The organism is Phyllobacterium sp. 0TCS1.6A (assembly GCF_026420825.1).
In the GTDB taxonomy this organism is placed as follows: Bacteria; Pseudomonadota; Alphaproteobacteria; order Rhizobiales; family Rhizobiaceae; genus Phyllobacterium.
On sequence record NZ_JAPMAB010000005.1, the window covers coordinates 171,147 to 186,878 of the forward strand.

Consider the following 15,732-nt stretch of genomic DNA (forward strand, 5'->3'; position numbering starts at 1 on the left):
TGGTCCATGCGCAAAATCTGCCTCTGTGTTTCGGCCAATCTCGTGCTGGCCGCGACGCTCGCCTTTGGCCTTGATGCCGCGGACCGGGCCTTTCCGCCGCCGCTGCAAAAGGCCGGCGACGTATCGACCGAAGTGAAGGATGCGGATGGCCGCCTGTTGCGCGCCTTCGCGGCGTCCGATGGCCGCTGGCGGCTAGCGACGACCGCGGCGGCAGTGGATCCGAGGTTCATCGACATGCTTGTCGCCTATGAGGACAGGCGCTTCTGGAAGCATGGCGGCATCGACCCGCTGGCGCTGGCGCGGGCCGCGTTTCAGCTGGCGAGCCATGGCCGCATCGTCTCCGGCGGGTCCACGCTGTCGATGCAGGTGGCGCGGCTGATCGAACCGCGCGAAGGCCGCTCCATCGGCGCCAAGCTTCGCCAGATGGTTCGCGCGTTGCAGATCGAGCGGCGACTGTCCAAGTCGCAGATCATCGACGCCTATCTGACGCTTGCGCCCTATGGCGGCAATCTCGAAGGTGTCCGCGCCGCGAGCCTTGCCTATCTTGGCAAGGAGCCGCGCCGGCTGAGTGCAGCCGATGCCGCGCTTCTCGTTGCTTTGCCACAGCTTCCGGAAAGGCGGCGGCCGGACCGCAACCGCGAAAATGCGCAGGCTGCCCGCGACCGCGTGCTCGGCCGGCTTGCGGCAACGCGCGTGATAGAGGCTGACGAGGCCGACCGGGCACGGCGCGTCGCCATCGCGTCGGTTCGCCGGCAGTTGCCCGCCCTTGCCGCCCATCTTGCCGAAGCTGCGGTGAAGCGCGCGCCGGCCAGCCGCGTGCATGGCACCACCATCCGCCTGGACATCCAGCAAGGACTGGAACAGGTTGCACGCGAAGCAGCGATGCACCTCGATCCCAAGGTGTCCGTCGCAATGGTCATGGCGGATATCCGCACCGGCGAGATCGTCGGGGAAGTCGGCTCGGCCGATTATTTCGATGCGGGCCGGTCCGGCTGGATCGACATGACACGCATCAACCGTTCACCCGGCTCGACATTGAAACCGTTCATCTATGGCCTAGCCTTCGAGGATGGCATGGTGAGCCAGGAGACGATCATCGAGGACCGGCCATCGGATTTCTTCGGTTATCGGCCACGGAATTTCGACATGAGCTACCAGGGCGATGTCAGCGTCCGCCAGGCGCTGCAATTGTCGTTGAACGTGCCGGCGGTCCGGTTGCTCGACACGGTGGGCCCGGCCCGGCTGATGATGCGTTTCCGGCGCGCGGAAGTCCGCCCGGTCCTGCCGCGCGACGAGGCGCCGGGGCTTGCCATCGGCCTTGGCGGCGTCGGCATGACGCTGAAGGACCTGGTGCAGCTCTATGCCGGCCTTGCCAACAGGGGCAGGGCGGTGGAACTCGGCGATGGCGTGAGGGATCAGCCGCGCATCGTCGAAGGCCAGCCGCTGCTGGATGAAGTGGCGGCCTGGCATGTCTCCGACATTCTCGCTGGCGTGATGCCGCCGCTTGGCGCGAGCCGCCGCATGCTGGCCTACAAGACGGGCACGAGCTATGGCTATCGCGATGCCTGGTCCGTCGGCTTCGACGGCTCCCATGTTCTGGGCGTCTGGGTCGGGCGTGCCGACAATGGCGCCGTCCCGGGCATAACCGGGTTTGGCACGGCCGCCCCCATCCTGTTCGAGGCTTTCGCCAAGTCAGGCGTGGCGGCAACGCCGCTGCCATCGGCGCCGGCCGGTGCGGTGCGCCTGTCGCAGGCGCAGTTGCCGATCAGCCAGCGGCGCTTTTCCACCAGCCCGAACGGGCTGCCGGTCGCCATTGCCCGGGAGCCAGCGCCGCAAATCGTCTATCCGCCGGAAGGTGCCCGTGTCGAACTTGGCGCGGCAAGCGGCGAAGCTGCGAGCCCGCTGATGCTGAAATTGCAGGGCGGCAGGGCGCCGTTCCGCTGGCTCGCAAATGGCAGGCCGCTGCCGCAGGCCTCGCGCCGCCGCACCAATCAATGGGTGCCGGACGGCAGTGGCTTTTCGACCATCACCGTCATCGATGCCGCGGGCCGTGCGGCGAGCGTGCGCGTATTCATCGACCAGGGGCTCTGATCAGGGCTTTGAAAATTCAAGGCGGCGGCCGCTCGGGCCACCGCCTTTTTCATACGATTGTCCGGCAGTTCTCAGCGCGCCTGGACCAAAGCGGAGATCAGGCCCGACGTAATGCCGATGAGAACGTAATCATTGTCGGCGCGAACCCACTGGTAACCCCGTGGCGGTGCCTTCAGGTGATGGCGATGATAGTCGCGCACGACGTTGCGGCGGTAGTGCGACGGGAGCTTGTGCCCGCGCGACCAGCGCGTCTTCTTGACTACGACCTTCTTGGTCACGATCCGCTTCTTGACTACGCGTTCCTGCTGATGGCCATAATGCCGTCCGCTGTCGTGCCGTTGCTGGGCGAAGGCGACGGGCGTCGCGGCCAGTGAAAGGGCGATCGCCACAAGAGCAATTTTCTTCATTTTCGTTTCCTCGTTGGTGGCATGGCCGGGGAGGAAGGCCATGGTGCAAAGCACGCCTAAGTTGTAGGCCCTGGGAAATGAACGAAAACTGAATGAAAACCTAAACAATTTGTAATGAATCCGGCAAGTTAGCGGCTGCCGGGGACAGCCGCCAAACGCCGTTACATATAGCGGGCGATGCTCAGCGCCGAGGGATCGACATCGGGCGATTTGCCGGAGACGAGGTCCGACAGGACGCGGGCCGAGCCGCAGGACATGGTCCAGCCGAGCGTCCCATGTCCCGTATTGAGGTAGAGGTTGGAATATCTGGTGCCGCCACCGATGATGGGCGGGCCGTCCGGCGTCATCGGGCGAAGACCGGTCCAGAAACTCGCCTTGGACAGGTCGCCGCCATTGGGGAACAGATCGCCGACCGAATGGACGAGCGTGCCGCGCCGTGCCTCGCGCAAGGTCAGGTCGAAGCCCGATATCTCGGCCGTGCCGCCCGCGCGGATGCGATCGCCGAGCCGGGTGATCGCTACCTTGTAGGTCTCGTCCATGACGGTGGAGACGGGCGCGCCTTCCGGATCGCTGATCGGCACGGTGATGGAATAGCCCTTCACCGGATAGACAGGGATGTAGACGCCGATCCGGCGCAGCAGGAACGGCGAATAGCTGCCGAAAGCCATGACATAGGCATCCGCGGTGAGTTCTTCATTGTCGGTCGATACGCTGGCAATGCGGCTGCCGCTGGTGTTGATGGAGTTGATCGTCGTATTGAACAGGAACTTGACGCCGGCTTCGGCGCAACGCGCTGCCAGCTTCTCCGTGAATATCTGGCAATCGCCGGTTTCGTCGCCCGGAAGGCGCAGTCCGCCGACGAACTTGCCCTTCACATTGGCCAATGCCGGTTCGGCCGTGATGCAGCCGTCCGCATCGAGAAGCTCATAGGGCACGCCGAACTGCTTGAGGACGTTGATGTCGCCGGCGGTGCCTTCATACTGTTTCTGGTCGCGGAAGAGCTGAAGCGTGCCGAGCGCCCGTTCGTCATAGGCAATGCCCGTTTCGGCGCGCAGGGCCTTCAGCGTATCGCGGCTATATTCGGCGATCGGCACCATGCGGGCCTTGTTGCGCGCATAGCGTGCATTGGTGCAGTTGCGCAGCATCTTGACGAGCCACAGCGCCATGTAGGGATCGAGCTTCGGCCGCACCACCAGGGGACCGAAATGCATCAACATCCACTTGATGGCCTTTAGCGGAATGCCCGGTCCGGCCCAGGGTGAGGAATAGCCGGGCGAAATCTCCCCCGCATTGGCAAAGCTCGTCTCCCGTGCGGGTCCTGGCTGACGATCGACGACGGTGACCTCATGGCCGGCCTGCGTCAAATACCATGCGGATGTAACGCCAACGACGCCACTACCCAGAACCAGAACCTTCATCGGGGGAGACTCCTTCAAAGAAAACGGCCTTTGCCATCGGCGCCGTCGGGGAGCATCTTGGAGTGGCGCGCGGCTTCTTTCCAGAGCAATCTTGCCACTGCGCGCAAATGACCGACAGCCGATAAAACAAAAGGCCGGGAAAACCCGACCTTCCTTTCATTCTCGGCAGTGCCAGTACATCCGTGGTCAAAGCCGGAACGAGAACTTCAGCATGATGCTGTGTTGAACCTGATATGGGGTGCGTCTTGCGCTTTTCAAGCCGGGGAAGCGATTATCTGCGCTCGCCGCGCCCGGGCTTCCAGCCGCGGGCAAAGCCATAGGACATGGCGAGGGAGGCATATTCGATCTCCCGCAGCAGATAATCCCGCTCTGCCAAAAGGGCTGCGACCGTGGCTCTGGCATCGCCCTGATGATAGGCAAGGGCTTCATCTATCTCGTCTTCGGGCTGTCTCGATATGGCGTTCATCAGGACTCTCCTTTCGGGATAAGAGTGCCATAGCGCGCGAAGCTTGAAAAGAGTTTTGTTCTACTTTTGTTCTAGTTTGATGATGGCGGCTGAAAGCGGCAGGCCGGCATGGGCAACGGCTCATTGCCGCCCTGCCAGCTGCCGCGGCCTATGGGTTCAGCATGAACAGAAGCGTCAGAAACACGGCGAAGATGGCCAGGTTCATCCAGAAATTCGTCGTTCTCGAATACATTTTCGGCCTCCTGTTGTGCGCCAGCAAGGTCTCGAACATCGGGCCAGTCTATGGCCGAAACATTAAGACTTCCTGCCGAAGCGGCTCATCTCAACGCGGGAGAGGTCGATGGGTTCCGCAGCATCCTGCCGGGGAGTAGGGCGTCCGAAAGTGGCGCCGACGAGCCAGACGATGATGAGAAAGACAATCACGAAGACCGCAAGGACAAACAGATGCACCCATTTATTGGGCTGGGGATCGTCATGATACATCTGGTTCGTCTCAAAATTGTTCGGTCCGTGTAATACAACTTATACGTGAATTATCAATCGGAACATCTGTTGGCGGGAGTGCAGGAATGTGCAGACTGAATGCGGCCGCTCGGATATCGTTCCGTGGGGACGAGCCTTGATGATTGGCGCCGGAACGCTTAGGGGTTGGGCTTGAACATGGGGTCATGATGGCACAAACCGTCCTCGTCACCGGCGCAGCCGGCTTTGTCGGAACAGAACTGCTCGAGCATCTGCGCGCCGCGGGCTACGAGCCGATCGCGGCCGTGCGCCATCCGGCGATGCTGGCCGCCGGCAATGTGCCAGCGCGGCAGCTGCCCGCACCCGATGCGGCGCCCGGGGCGTTCCCGGCCTTGTTGCAGGATGTCGATCATGTCGTCCATCTGGCGGCGATCGCCCATACGAGCCTCCCCGGCGCCGAGGCGGCGGCCGCCTATCACGCCGCCAATTACCGGCTGACGGCGGAACTGGCGCGCGCCAGCGCGACGATCCCGGGCAAATTCGTCTTTCTCTCATCCGTCCGGGCGCAGGCCGCGAGCGCGCGCGACGGCATCTTGCGCGAATCGGACGAGCCGAGGCCGACGGATGATTACGGCAGGAGCAAGCTCCAGGCGGAAATGGAGGTCAGGACCCTCCTGCCCCGGAAGCACACCATTCTGCGCCCCGTTGTCGTCTATGGCTCGGGGGCCAAGGGCAATATCGCGGCTCTGGCGCGGCTGGCGCGGCTCCCCGTTCCGCTGCCCTTCGCGTCCATCAAGGGCCGTCGCTCGCTATTGGATCGTTCCGCCCTCTGCCGCGCCATATTGCATTGCCTTGGCGAAGGTCGCACCGATGGCGGGACTTTCCTGGTTTCGGACCGCAATCCTGTCACCGTCGCCGACATATTGACAGCGATGCGCGAAGGCCAGGGCAGGGCCCCGGCGCTTTTCCGGCTTCCGCCCGCGCTGTTCGACGTCCTGGCGCGGGCAACGGGACATAGCAGGCAGTGGCAGACGATGAACGGTGATCTCGTCGCGAGCCCGGCGCGCCTCGAGGCCACGGGCTGGGCGGCCACGACGGACACGCTCGCCCGCATCCGGGAGATCGCGCCCGATCTCATCTGACCCGGCGACTCCCGGCAGGTCAATTTGATCGCTTGGATATTCGTCAATCCATGTTACATTAAGGACAACGTTAATTGAGAAAGCGCCTTGCTTGCGTCCTGGATGGTTCGCGCGGCGCCGAAGGAAGAAGTTGTGAAAGACCCCAGGCCCGGCGCGAATTCCGCGCCACATGATGGGGCGTCCGGCAATAGCAGCGTGCCAAACGGCGCGATCGGCCTTGCCGACAAGGATTTGGAGCGGTCGGCCCGTGGCATGGAGCCAGCAAAGGCGAGCGCAACCGAATCCGGAGCAGGACGCTTCGAGGAAAATCGCAAGAAGCGAGCGCGCAGGCGCAAGCGTGGCAAGTCGAAACAGGCTTCCGGCGCTGGCATGTGCGTGCCTGAACAGGCCATTGCCGTCGCCGCCGAAACCACCAATCCAGCGCCGGCAGCAGCGAAGAAGCGCCGCAGCAATCGTTCGCGCCGCCGTGGCCGCAATGCGGCCGGACATGCGCAGCCGGCGGCACAGCCTGCCGAGCAGCAGGCGCTCACGCAGAGGCTCGATCATGAGCGCCGCCGAAGCGATGACCGCCCGGCGCGCGCGCCGCTCTATGCGGCGCTCGATCTTGGCACCAATAATTGCCGCCTGCTCGTCGCCTCTCCGACAAGACCCGGCCAGTTCCGCGTCATCGACGCATTCTCCCGCATCGTGAGGCTCGGCGAGGGTCTCGGCGCCACCGGCCGGCTCAACGAGAACGCGATGAACCGCGCCATAGAGGCGCTGAAGATATGCCGCGACAAGTTGCACAATCACGATGTGCGCAGGGCCCGCTTGATCGCCACCGAGGCCTGCCGCCAGGCTTCCAATGGTGCGGAGTTCCTCGACCGGGTGAAGCGGGAAACGGGGCTCGACCTCGAGATCATCAACCGGCAGACCGAGGCGCGCCTCGCTGTTTCCGGCTGCGGCACGCTGGTCGAGCGCGAGACGGAAGCGGTCGTCCTCTTCGATATCGGCGGCGGTTCGTCCGAGATCGCGCTGATCGATGTTTCGGAGCGCCGTTCGCCACGATTGGCGGAGCATATCATCGCCTGGACATCGCTGCCGGTCGGTGTCGTCACGCTTGCCGAGCGTTTCGGCGGGCGCGACGTGACCTCCGACAATTTCGCGGTGATGGTGGCGCATGTGTCCGAACTCATCAGCGCATTCAGCGAGCGCAACAAGCTCGGCGACCTGGTGAAGAGCCGCAATTTCCACCTCCTCGGCACTTCCGGAACAGTGACGACGCTTGCCGGCATCCATCTTGGCCTCGAGCGCTATGATCGGCGCAGGATCGACGGCATCTGGATGGAGAATGACGACGTGACCGAGATGACGAGCAGGCTGCTGTCCTGGAGCTTTGACGAGCGGGTGGCAAATCCCTGCATCGGCGCCGACAGGGCGGATCTTGTTCTTGCGGGCTGCGCCATACTCGATGCCATACGCAATGTCTGGCCGAGCCAGAAGCTGCGCGTGGCCGATCGCGGCCTGCGTGAAGGCATATTGACCGAATTGATGTCGCGTGACGGCGCCTGGCGCAATCGCTGGTTCCGCCCCAATGGCGGAGAAAACAGGGGCACCCATGGCTAAAACCACCACCACCGGCGGACGCGGCGGCGCGGGCACGCGCGGCCTTCACACCAAGGTCAAGAAAAAGGCCGGCACGATCAAGGAATCGTCGCGTCGCTGGCTCGAACGCCATATCAACGATCCCTATGTGCAGCGTTCGAAGGCCGATGGCTATCGCTCGCGGGCCGCCTACAAGCTGATCGAGATCAATGACCGCTACAAGCTCCTGAAGAAAGGGCAGCGCATCATCGATCTTGGCGCGGCGCCGGGCGGCTGGAGCCAGATTGCGGCTTCCATCGTCGGATCGCCGCTGGACGAGCCCACCGTCGTCGGCATCGACTATCTGCCGATCGACCCTCTGCCGGGCGTGACCCTGCTCGAGATGGATTTTCTCGATGACGCCGCCCCCGGCAAACTCATCGAAGCGCTGGGCGGCCAGCCCGATCTCGTCATTTCCGACATGGCGGCGCCGACCACCGGCCATCGCCGCACGGATCATATAAGGACGTCGCATCTCTGCGAGGTCGCCGCCGATTTCGCGGTTTCGGTGCTGCGCCCGGGCGGACACTTCCTGACGAAGACCTTCCAGGGCGGCACGGAAAACGAGGTGCTGACGCTGCTCAAGAAGCATTTCAAGTCTGTCCACCACGTCAAGCCGCCGGCCTCGCGGGCCGAATCGGTGGAACTCTACCTGCTGGCGCGCGACTTCAAGGGCTGAGCAGCGCTTTCATTCGGCTGCTGCCGTTGCTGCCGGGCGGGTCCGGTGGCCGGAGACTTCCGACCCTGCATCGGGACTAAGGCCCCAGAATGAAATGCAGGCAAGGCTCGATATCGCGGCGACGATGAAGAATGCGACGTGGAAATCCGCCAATTGCAGCGGGCCTCCGTGCATATTGGTCGAGATTTCCAATATTCCGCCGGCGACGGCGACACCGAGCGCAATGGAAATCTGCTGCGCGACGGAGCTGATGGGCGTTGCCTGGCTGGTCTGTTCATTGGGTATTTCCGCATAGGCAAGGGCATTGGTGCCGGTGAAGAACAGCGACCGGAAGAACCCGCCGGCGAGCAGAAGCACGATCATGAGCCAGTACGGCGTGGACGGCGTAAAGAGGCCGTTTACGGCGATGAAGCCCGCGGCGACGACCGAACCATAGACCAGGGAATTGCGGAAGCCGGTCTTGCGGTAGAACCATTTCGTGACGAGCTTCATGCTCATGGCGCCCGCCGCCGAGACGAATGTGATCAGGCCTGACTGGAACGGCGAAAGGCCAAAGCCGATCTGGAACATCAGCGGCAGCAGGAACGGCACGGCGCCGACGCCGATGCGAAACAGGCTGCCGCCGATGATGGAGGCGCGGAACACCTGGTTTCTGAACAGGTCGAGCGCGAGCAGGGGCTCTGCGGTCCTGCGGGCATGCAGCAGGTATAGCACCGTGGAGACGAGGCCGACGGCAAGCGTGGTGAAGCCGACCCAGCTTGGCAGCGCGGGAAGGCTGACGACGGACAGGCCGAAGACCACGCCCGATGCGGCAATGCCGCTGAGAAAGAAGCCGACAATATCGAGCGGGCGCCGAACAAGGGTTTCGATCGAAGGCAGATAGCGCGTGGCGCACCAGATGCCGATGACGCCGATGGGGACATTGATCAGGAAGATCCAGTGCCAGCTGAAATATGTGGTCAGGAAGCCGCCCACGGGCGGGCCGAGCAGTGGCCCGACCAGCGCCGGCATGGTCAGCCACGCCATGGCGCCGACGAGTTCGCTGCGCGGCGTGGAGCGCACCAGGACAAGGCGCCCGACCGGTGTCATCATGGCGCCGCCGACGCCCTGCAGGAAGCGCGAGACGACGAAGGCGAGCAGCGAGCCAGAAGCCGCGCAGGCGACCGAGCCGGCGACGAAAACGACGATGGCGGCGCGAAAGACGTTCTTCGCCCCGAACCGGTCGGCCATCCAGCCGCTTACCGGGATGAAGACCGCGAGCGAGACCAGATAGGCGGTGAGCGCGAGCTTGAGGGCGATCGGACTGCTGCCGATATCGGCCGCGATCGCCGGAAGCGACGTCGAAATGACGGTCGAATCCATCTGCTCCATGAAGAGGGCAACGGCAAGGACGAGGGGAACGACACGGTTCACGCTGAAATTCCATTTCGCGGTGTATGATCGGGCCGGGCGGCACCGCATCACCATTCAGGATGCGATGCGATTATCACTCGCGCCCTTTCTACTCAAGCGCCGATCAAACAGATGTGATGTACCTGTGCTTGTCTTGGCCCGTGCGGAGTAAGAGACTGCGCCCGGCAAACGAATGAACGCGGCGCTGCAAGCCCAAGGAGACGACACCATGGACAGATTGGAGATTTCCCGGCGCAACCTTTTCATCGCCTCGAGCGCCATGGCAGGCACTTTTGCGGTACAGTCGGCCATGACCGGCCAGGCCGAAGCCGCCGCGCCGAAATCAGAGGTGAAGTCGCCAGGGTTCAAGCGGTTCAAACTCGGCGAATTCGAGTTCACCGTTCTGCTGGACGGCCTGCGGCCAGGCGATGGTCCATATCCGACCTTCGGCGCGAACCAGAGCCAGGAAGCGGTGGCGGAACTGATGCGCGCCAATTTCCTGCCCGAGACCAAATTCGTCAACGGCTTCAACCCGGTGCTGATCAATACCGGATCGGAAGTCATTCTTGTCGATACGGGGTTCGGCGAGGGCGGCAAGGCAAATGGCCTCGGACAACTTTCGGCCAATCTCGAAGCGGCCGGCTATTCGGCGGACCAGGTGACGATCGTCCTCATTACCCACATGCATGGCGACCACATCGGCGGATTGATGAATGGTGACAAGCCGGCCTTCGCCAATGCACGCTATGTCGGCGGCAAGGTCGAATACGAATTCTGGACCGACCCGGCCAGAGCCGGAACGCCGGCGGAAAACAATGCCAAGGCAGTGGCCGGGAAGGTCAAGCCGCTGGCGGAGAAATTCACCTTCATCGAAGCGGGCGACGAGGTCGTCCCGGGCATCACCAGCGAAGCAGCCTATGGCCACACGCCCGGCCACATGATCTTCAACGTCGAATCGGGCGGGCAAAAGCTGGTGCTGACGGCGGATACCGCGAATCATTACGTCGCCTCGCTGCAACGGCCGGATTGGGAAGTCACTTTCGATACCGACAAGGGCATGGCTGCCGAGACGCGCAAACGCGTTTTCGACAGGATTGCCGCCGATCGGGTGCCTTTCATCGGCTATCACATGCCGTTCCCGGGCGTCGGCTATGTGGAAAAGCTGGAGGAAGGCTATCGCTTCGTTCCGGCGACCTATCAGTTCGACGTCTGAGGCGGAGAGGGCAACGGTCTATTTCTCGGTCTGGAAGGCCTGTTCGAGCGATGCTTCCGCACGCTTGCGGCGGATAGCGTCCGCGACGAAGACACGCGAAAGCGCGTGGTAGAGCGGTTCGTGCGAAATCATCCTTGCGCTGCCATAACCCAGCATGGAGGCGCACATCAGTGCGATCACGCTATTATTGCTGCCCGTCATTTCGAGGATGATGACGAAAGCTGTCATCGGCGCTTGAACCACACCGGCAAAATACCCGGCCATTCCGAGCAAGGCCGCAAGCGCGAGGTTGCTGCCGAGAAGTTGGCCGACGGCGCTGCCGAAACTCGCCCCGACGGAGAGCGACGGCGCGAATATTCCTCCCGGTATGCCGGAAGCCATCGAAAGAAAACCGGCGGCATATTTCTCTATGAAATAGTATGGGGGCAGGGCGTTGCCTTCGACCGCGCTCCGCGCCTGTTCATATCCGGTGCCGAACGTGGCGCCACCTGAGAGGATGCCGATGATCGCGACCGCCAGGCCACAGGAGCCGGCGAGCAGCAGCATTCGTTTCATGGGGCGGGGCGAGGCCCAGCGGCGGATGCGGCGCGAAGCCTTGAGGGCGCCGGCGCTGAACAGGGCGCCAAGTATTCCTCCGCCGACACCGCATGCCACGATGAGCGCGGCATCGGAATAGCCGTTCGAAGTCACGTCTGATTCGCCGAAATAGGTATAATTGCCGACGAGCCCTATGGCCGCGAGCCCGGAAAGGATGACCGCCGTCAATACCAGGCCATTGGCGCGCGACTCGTACGACTTGCCCATCTCCTCGATGGCGAAAACGATGCCCGCGAGCGGCGTGTTGAAGGCGGCCGCAACGCCCGCCGCCGAGCCCGCGAGGATGAGGCCGCGGGCATGCGCCATTCCACCCCAGCGCGCCGCCTGCAGCATGAGCGAAGCGCCGACTTGCACCGTCGGGCCCTCGCGCCCTATCGAGGCTCCGCAAAACAGCCCGACGACAGTCAGCAGGATCTTGCCGAAAACCATCCGGAGCGAAAGGAGTTGCACCCGGTCCGTATCATCCTTCAGGTGCCTGGCGGCGATCGCCTGCGGAATACCGCTTCCTTGAGCATTCGGAAAGAATCGCATCGCCAGATAGGCGCAAAGGACGAAACCGGCGGGCGTGACGATGAGCGGGAGGTAGGCCGAGGCTCCGCCGGTGCCGATCATGGCATGAAATTGCTGCTGGGCGAGGTCAGCCATCCTTGCGAATGCAACGCTCACAATGCCGATCGCCACCGCGCCTGCCCAGAAGATCAGACGCGGGCGCCAGACTCGCTTGCTCCACCACAACGCCCGTGAACGGCGCAGCATCGAGCTTTTTCGGTAAATCGGATGCACGGAAGACCTGTTTGTGCCTGTTATGTCGAGATCACTACAGGAGCAACGCCGCGATGGCCAGACAGTGGCGGCATTTTGTCGGCTCCTGCCCGCCCGACCACAATATTCTGCGTCTCGGCGCGCCAATTGGGCCAGTAGTTGCGTTTACGGCTTTTCAAGTCGACATATACGTGTTACCAGCCCGTGCCAATTCACCTGAAGAGAACGTCATCGGCGCCCCACCCCATGTGGTGCGCCCTTTGGACGTATTAGTTCGTTTTGCAAGGAATTGGTCATGGCAAAAATCGTTGAATCCGCTACAGGCGCACTCGCACTGACATTTGACGATGTCTTGCTGCAACCCGGACATTCCGAAGTCATGCCGGGCCAGACAGATATTCGCACGCGCATTGCACCGGATATCGAGCTGAACCTGCCGCTGCTTTCGGCGGCGATGGACACCGTGACCGAATCACGCCTCGCCATCGCCATGGCGCAGGCCGGCGGCATGGGTGTCATCCACCGCAATCTCTCGCCGGAGTTGCAGGCAGAGGAAGTGCGCCAGGTCAAGAAATTCGAATCCGGCATGGTCGTCAATCCGGTGACCATTGGTCCTGACGCGACGCTTGCCGATGCGCAGGCGCTGATGCGGGCCCATGGCATTTCCGGCATTCCCGTCGTCGAGAATGCCGGCGAGGGCAGCCGCAAGCCGGGCCGCCTCGTCGGCATATTGACCAATCGCGACGTGCGCTTCGCCTCGGATCCGGCCCAGAAGATCTACGAACTCATGACCCGCGAAAACCTGATCACGGTGCGCGAAAATGTGGAGCAGGACGAAGCCAAGCGCCTGCTGCACCAGCACCGGATCGAAAAGCTGCTGGTCGTGGACAACAAGGGCTATTGCGTCGGCCTGATCACCGTCAAGGACATCGAGAAGTCGCAGCTCAACCCCAATGCCGCCAAGGATGCGCAGGGCCGCCTGCGCGTTGCGGCCGCCTCCAGCGTCGGCGAAGACGGTTTCGAGCGCGCCGAACGGCTGATCGCCGCCGGTGTCGACGTTCTCGTCATCGATACGGCGCATGGCCATTCGCAACGCGTGCTCGACGCGGTGACCCGCGCCAAGAAGCTTTCCAACGCCGTGCGCATCATTGCCGGCAATGTGGCGACGGCGGCAGGCACTCAGGCTTTGATCGATGCTGGCGCCGACGCGGTGAAGGTCGGCATCGGCCCGGGCTCCATATGCACGACCCGCATCGTCGCCGGCGTCGGCGTGCCGCAGCTTTCCGCCATCATGTCGGCCGTCGAAGCGGCGCATAAGTCCAACATTCCGGTCATCGCCGATGGCGGCATCAAATATTCGGGCGATTTCGCCAAGGCGCTTGCCGCCGGCGCTTCGGCGGCCATGGCGGGTTCGGCCCTGGCGGGAACCGAGGAAAGCCCCGGCGAGGTCTATCTCTACCAGGGCCGTTCGTTCAAGGCCTATCGCGGCATGGGCTCGGTTGGCGCCATGGCGAGGGGTTCGGCGGATCGTTATTTCCAGGCCGAGGTGCGCGACGAACTGAAGCTCGTGCCGGAAGGGATTGAAGGGCAGGTGGCCTATAAGGGCCCGGTTTCCGGCGTGCTGCATCAGCTTGCCGGCGGACTTCGGGCCTCGATGGGCTATGTCGGGGCGAAAAACCTGGAAGAATTCCGCGAAAGAGCTACATTCGTGCGCATTACCAATGCAGGTTTGCGCGAAAGTCACACCCATGACGTCACGATCACCCGCGAAAGCCCGAATTATCCCGGCGGCAACTGATCGAGCCGGAGCGTGCGATGCCTGAAACATTGCGCGCTCATTTCTCGGCGATGGCGCGCAACAGCGCCTGGTCCAACGATCGCCTGCTGGGTGCCTGTCTCCAGCTGACCGACGAGGAATTCGCGCGCGAGAGGACGAGTTTCTTCCCCTCGCTGCAGGAGACGCTCAACCATATCCTGATCGTCGATCATATCTACATGGCCGACATGATGGGCATCGGTCGCAGGAACATCGCGCTTCAGGGCGATATTCCCTTTCCGCGGGCGGCCGATCTGAAACAGGCGCAGGACGAGTTCGACCGCAAGCTGATCCTGTTCTGCGACGACCTGAGCGATGCGGATCTGGAGCGCCGGGTGCTGATCCACTGGCGCACTGGCGAAAGCTCCAGCGAGCGCATCGATCGCCTGCTCTCGCACCTCTTCGTGCATCAGATCCATCATCGCGGCCAGGCCCATGCCATGCTGGCGGGAACCGACGTGCCGCCGCCGCAGCTCGACGAATACTTCCTCGACTACGATATTCCCCGCCGCCGGGGCGAACCCTATGCCTGACCGGGAATGATCTTCTGCCGGCGCATTTCATCGAAGACGCGGATGAACATGGCCTCCGAATCGATGAATTCATGGAAACCCGCGCGGCGCAGCTTGCTGCCATCGGCGAAGAAGTCGTAGTTCCAGCTGAACACCGCATCGCCGAACCGCCAGGACGAGACGTCGGCATAGGAACTGGGCGCGAGGGCGTGCCTTTCCACCATTCGCTCCCATAGCGGCCCTTTGTCGCTCATCACGGTTTCAAGCGACATGGGAAGCGGCGGCGCCACGTCGAGCCCGAAATAATCGGCGATCTTCGGCCACATCTCGTTCCAGCGGAACAGGTCGCCATTATTGATGTTGAAGGCCTGGTTTGCGCATTGCGGGTTGGTGGCGATGAAGACGGTGGCGCGCGCCAGCATGTCGGCATCGGTCATTTCGATCAGCGAATCATAGGCGCCGGGCTTGCCCGGGAAACGCAGGGGGATTCCGAGCTCCTTCGACATCGATGCGTAGACACCGATGACCGAGGCGAGGTTCATGGGGTTGCCAAGCGCGACGCCGACGACGACTGACGGACGCAGCGCCGACCAGTTCCAGGCCTTTCCCTTCTGCAGTGCCTCGAGGAAGTCCTGCTGGTCGATGTTGAATTCCGGCGGCATGTGATTGGCATCGGTCTCCCTGGCCGGAGTCTTGAAGGGGCCGAGATGAGCGCCATAGACCTTATAGCCCTGCATCAGGCTGATATGCTGCAGCCCTGCGGCGACCGGGACGATCGCATTGACCACATTGGTGAGCATTGCAAGATTGGGTGCAACCAGCTCCGCCCAGCTCGGCCGGTCCTGGTATGCGGCATAGAAGATATGGGTCGCATCGGTCAGATGCGCGAGCCGCGCCCGGCTCTCATCCGCATCGAGAAGATCGACCGCGATATGAGTGATCCTCGGTGAATTCTCGCCGCCACGTCGCGACAGGCCGGTGATCTGCCAATCGCCGAGCGCTTCAAGATGCCGGATGAGGTTGCGGCCGATAATGCCGTTGGCTCCAACCACCACGGCGTGTTTTTGATTGTTGTCCATGTGCCATCTCCTTTGGCCCTGAACATCATTCATTCAGCATGCTTTGCACAGGCGGCAAAATTCAATAGCATAT

The 15,732-nt window shown here is 62.8% G+C and carries 14 protein-coding genes; 7 read left to right on the forward strand and 7 right to left on the reverse strand.

The features are described 5' to 3' along the window. Positions 1 to 6 precede the first annotated feature (6 nt). The gene (pbpC, locus tag OSJ75_RS13115; RefSeq protein ID WP_416362562.1) at positions 7 to 2,091 is read left to right on the forward strand and encodes a penicillin-binding protein 1C; all 2,085 of its coding nucleotides are present in this window, start codon (positions 7 to 9) and stop codon (positions 2,089 to 2,091) included. A gap of 71 nt (positions 2,092 to 2,162) precedes the next feature. Here the strand turns inward: pbpC and OSJ75_RS13120 are convergent, their stop codons facing one another. The 4 genes from OSJ75_RS13120 to OSJ75_RS13135 form a co-directional block, all read right to left on the reverse strand. Then, positions 2,163 to 2,498 carry an RcnB family protein gene (locus OSJ75_RS13120; RefSeq protein ID WP_250015114.1) on the reverse strand — a complete coding sequence of 112 codons (336 nt, stop codon included), beginning with the start codon at positions 2,496 to 2,498 and terminating at the stop codon, positions 2,163 to 2,165. Between the two features lie 161 nt (positions 2,499 to 2,659). After that, the gene (locus tag OSJ75_RS13125; protein WP_250015113.1) at positions 2,660 to 3,916 is read right to left on the reverse strand and encodes a D-amino acid dehydrogenase; all 1,257 of its coding nucleotides are present in this window, start codon (positions 3,914 to 3,916) and stop codon (positions 2,660 to 2,662) included. A gap of 271 nt (positions 3,917 to 4,187) precedes the next feature. Beyond that, complete coding sequence (locus tag OSJ75_RS13130; RefSeq protein ID WP_250015111.1) at positions 4,188 to 4,382, reverse strand: hypothetical protein; 195 nt, start codon at positions 4,380 to 4,382, stop codon at positions 4,188 to 4,190. 294 nt (positions 4,383 to 4,676) lie between these two features. Continuing rightward, positions 4,677 to 4,865 (reverse strand): hypothetical protein, encoded by a 189-nt coding sequence (locus tag OSJ75_RS13135; RefSeq protein ID WP_250015109.1) that lies wholly within the window; start codon positions 4,863 to 4,865, stop codon positions 4,677 to 4,679. Positions 4,866 to 5,053: 188 nt separating this feature from the next. Here OSJ75_RS13135 and OSJ75_RS13140 point away from each other — a divergent pair, with 188 nt between their 5' ends. The 3 genes from OSJ75_RS13140 to OSJ75_RS13150 all read left to right on the forward strand — a co-directional run bounded on the left by OSJ75_RS13140 (position 5,054) and on the right by OSJ75_RS13150 (position 8,288). Further along, positions 5,054 to 5,986 carry an NAD-dependent epimerase/dehydratase family protein gene (locus OSJ75_RS13140; protein WP_267228382.1) on the forward strand — a complete coding sequence of 311 codons (933 nt, stop codon included), beginning with the start codon at positions 5,054 to 5,056 and terminating at the stop codon, positions 5,984 to 5,986. A gap of 132 nt (positions 5,987 to 6,118) precedes the next feature. After that, on the forward strand, positions 6,119 to 7,591 hold the full coding sequence (locus tag OSJ75_RS13145; protein ID WP_267228383.1) for a Ppx/GppA phosphatase family protein: 1,473 nt from the start codon (positions 6,119 to 6,121) through the stop codon (positions 7,589 to 7,591). Next, complete coding sequence (locus tag OSJ75_RS13150; protein ID WP_250015102.1) at positions 7,584 to 8,288, forward strand: RlmE family RNA methyltransferase; 705 nt, start codon at positions 7,584 to 7,586, stop codon at positions 8,286 to 8,288. Before OSJ75_RS13145 ends, OSJ75_RS13150 begins: the two co-directional genes overlap by 8 nt. Before the next feature lie 9 nt (positions 8,289 to 8,297). Here the strand turns inward: OSJ75_RS13150 and OSJ75_RS13155 are convergent, their stop codons facing one another. Continuing rightward, the gene (locus OSJ75_RS13155; protein ID WP_250015100.1) at positions 8,298 to 9,701 is read right to left on the reverse strand and encodes an MFS transporter; all 1,404 of its coding nucleotides are present in this window, start codon (positions 9,699 to 9,701) and stop codon (positions 8,298 to 8,300) included. A 208-nt stretch (positions 9,702 to 9,909) separates the two neighbouring features. Between OSJ75_RS13155 and OSJ75_RS13160 the strand changes: the two genes are divergently transcribed. Continuing rightward, positions 9,910 to 10,893 carry an MBL fold metallo-hydrolase gene (locus tag OSJ75_RS13160; protein ID WP_416362563.1) on the forward strand — a complete coding sequence of 328 codons (984 nt, stop codon included), beginning with the start codon at positions 9,910 to 9,912 and terminating at the stop codon, positions 10,891 to 10,893. Between the two features lie 18 nt (positions 10,894 to 10,911). On the opposite strand, the gene OSJ75_RS13165 is transcribed toward OSJ75_RS13160, so the two are convergent. Continuing rightward, positions 10,912 to 12,246, reverse strand: coding sequence for a chloride channel protein (locus OSJ75_RS13165; protein WP_267228384.1), 1,335 nt, complete (start codon positions 12,244 to 12,246; stop codon positions 10,912 to 10,914). A gap of 301 nt (positions 12,247 to 12,547) precedes the next feature. Between OSJ75_RS13165 and guaB the strand changes: the two genes are divergently transcribed. Next, positions 12,548 to 14,050: an IMP dehydrogenase gene (gene guaB / locus OSJ75_RS13170; protein WP_250015093.1), complete on the forward strand. Its 1,503-nt coding sequence runs from the start codon at positions 12,548 to 12,550 to the stop codon at positions 14,048 to 14,050. Between the two features lie 17 nt (positions 14,051 to 14,067). After that, a complete protein-coding gene (locus OSJ75_RS13175; RefSeq protein WP_267228385.1) occupies positions 14,068 to 14,601 on the forward strand; it encodes a DinB family protein in 534 nt (177 codons plus the stop codon). Here OSJ75_RS13175 and OSJ75_RS13180 read toward each other — a convergent pair. Continuing rightward, positions 14,592 to 15,659: an SDR family oxidoreductase gene (locus OSJ75_RS13180; protein WP_267228386.1), complete on the reverse strand. Its 1,068-nt coding sequence runs from the start codon at positions 15,657 to 15,659 to the stop codon at positions 14,592 to 14,594. The two genes, OSJ75_RS13175 and OSJ75_RS13180, sit on opposite strands and share 10 nt — an antisense overlap. Positions 15,660 to 15,732 lie beyond the last annotated feature (73 nt).

Coding starts and splice junctions, on each gene's coding strand:
- OSJ75_RS13140 (WP_267228382.1), top strand. CDS start 5,054: ATGGCACAAACCGTCCTCGTCACCGGCGCAGCCGGCTTTGTCGGAACA.
- OSJ75_RS13165 (WP_267228384.1), bottom strand. CDS start 12,246: ATGCTGCGCCGTTCACGGGCGTTGTGGTGGAGCAAGCGAGTCTGGCGC.
- OSJ75_RS13120 (WP_250015114.1), bottom strand. CDS start 2,498: ATGAAGAAAATTGCTCTTGTGGCGATCGCCCTTTCACTGGCCGCGACG.
- OSJ75_RS13130 (WP_250015111.1), bottom strand. CDS start 4,382: ATGAACGCCATATCGAGACAGCCCGAAGACGAGATAGATGAAGCCCTT.
- OSJ75_RS13180 (WP_267228386.1), bottom strand. CDS start 15,659: ATGGACAACAATCAAAAACACGCCGTGGTGGTTGGAGCCAACGGCATT.
- OSJ75_RS13150 (WP_250015102.1), top strand. CDS start 7,584: ATGGCTAAAACCACCACCACCGGCGGACGCGGCGGCGCGGGCACGCGC.
- pbpC (WP_416362562.1), top strand. CDS start 7: ATGCGCAAAATCTGCCTCTGTGTTTCGGCCAATCTCGTGCTGGCCGCG.
- OSJ75_RS13175 (WP_267228385.1), top strand. CDS start 14,068: ATGCCTGAAACATTGCGCGCTCATTTCTCGGCGATGGCGCGCAACAGC.
- guaB (WP_250015093.1), top strand. CDS start 12,548: ATGGCAAAAATCGTTGAATCCGCTACAGGCGCACTCGCACTGACATTT.
- OSJ75_RS13160 (WP_416362563.1), top strand. CDS start 9,910: ATGGACAGATTGGAGATTTCCCGGCGCAACCTTTTCATCGCCTCGAGC.
- OSJ75_RS13125 (WP_250015113.1), bottom strand. CDS start 3,916: ATGAAGGTTCTGGTTCTGGGTAGTGGCGTCGTTGGCGTTACATCCGCA.
- OSJ75_RS13135 (WP_250015109.1), bottom strand. CDS start 4,865: ATGTATCATGACGATCCCCAGCCCAATAAATGGGTGCATCTGTTTGTC.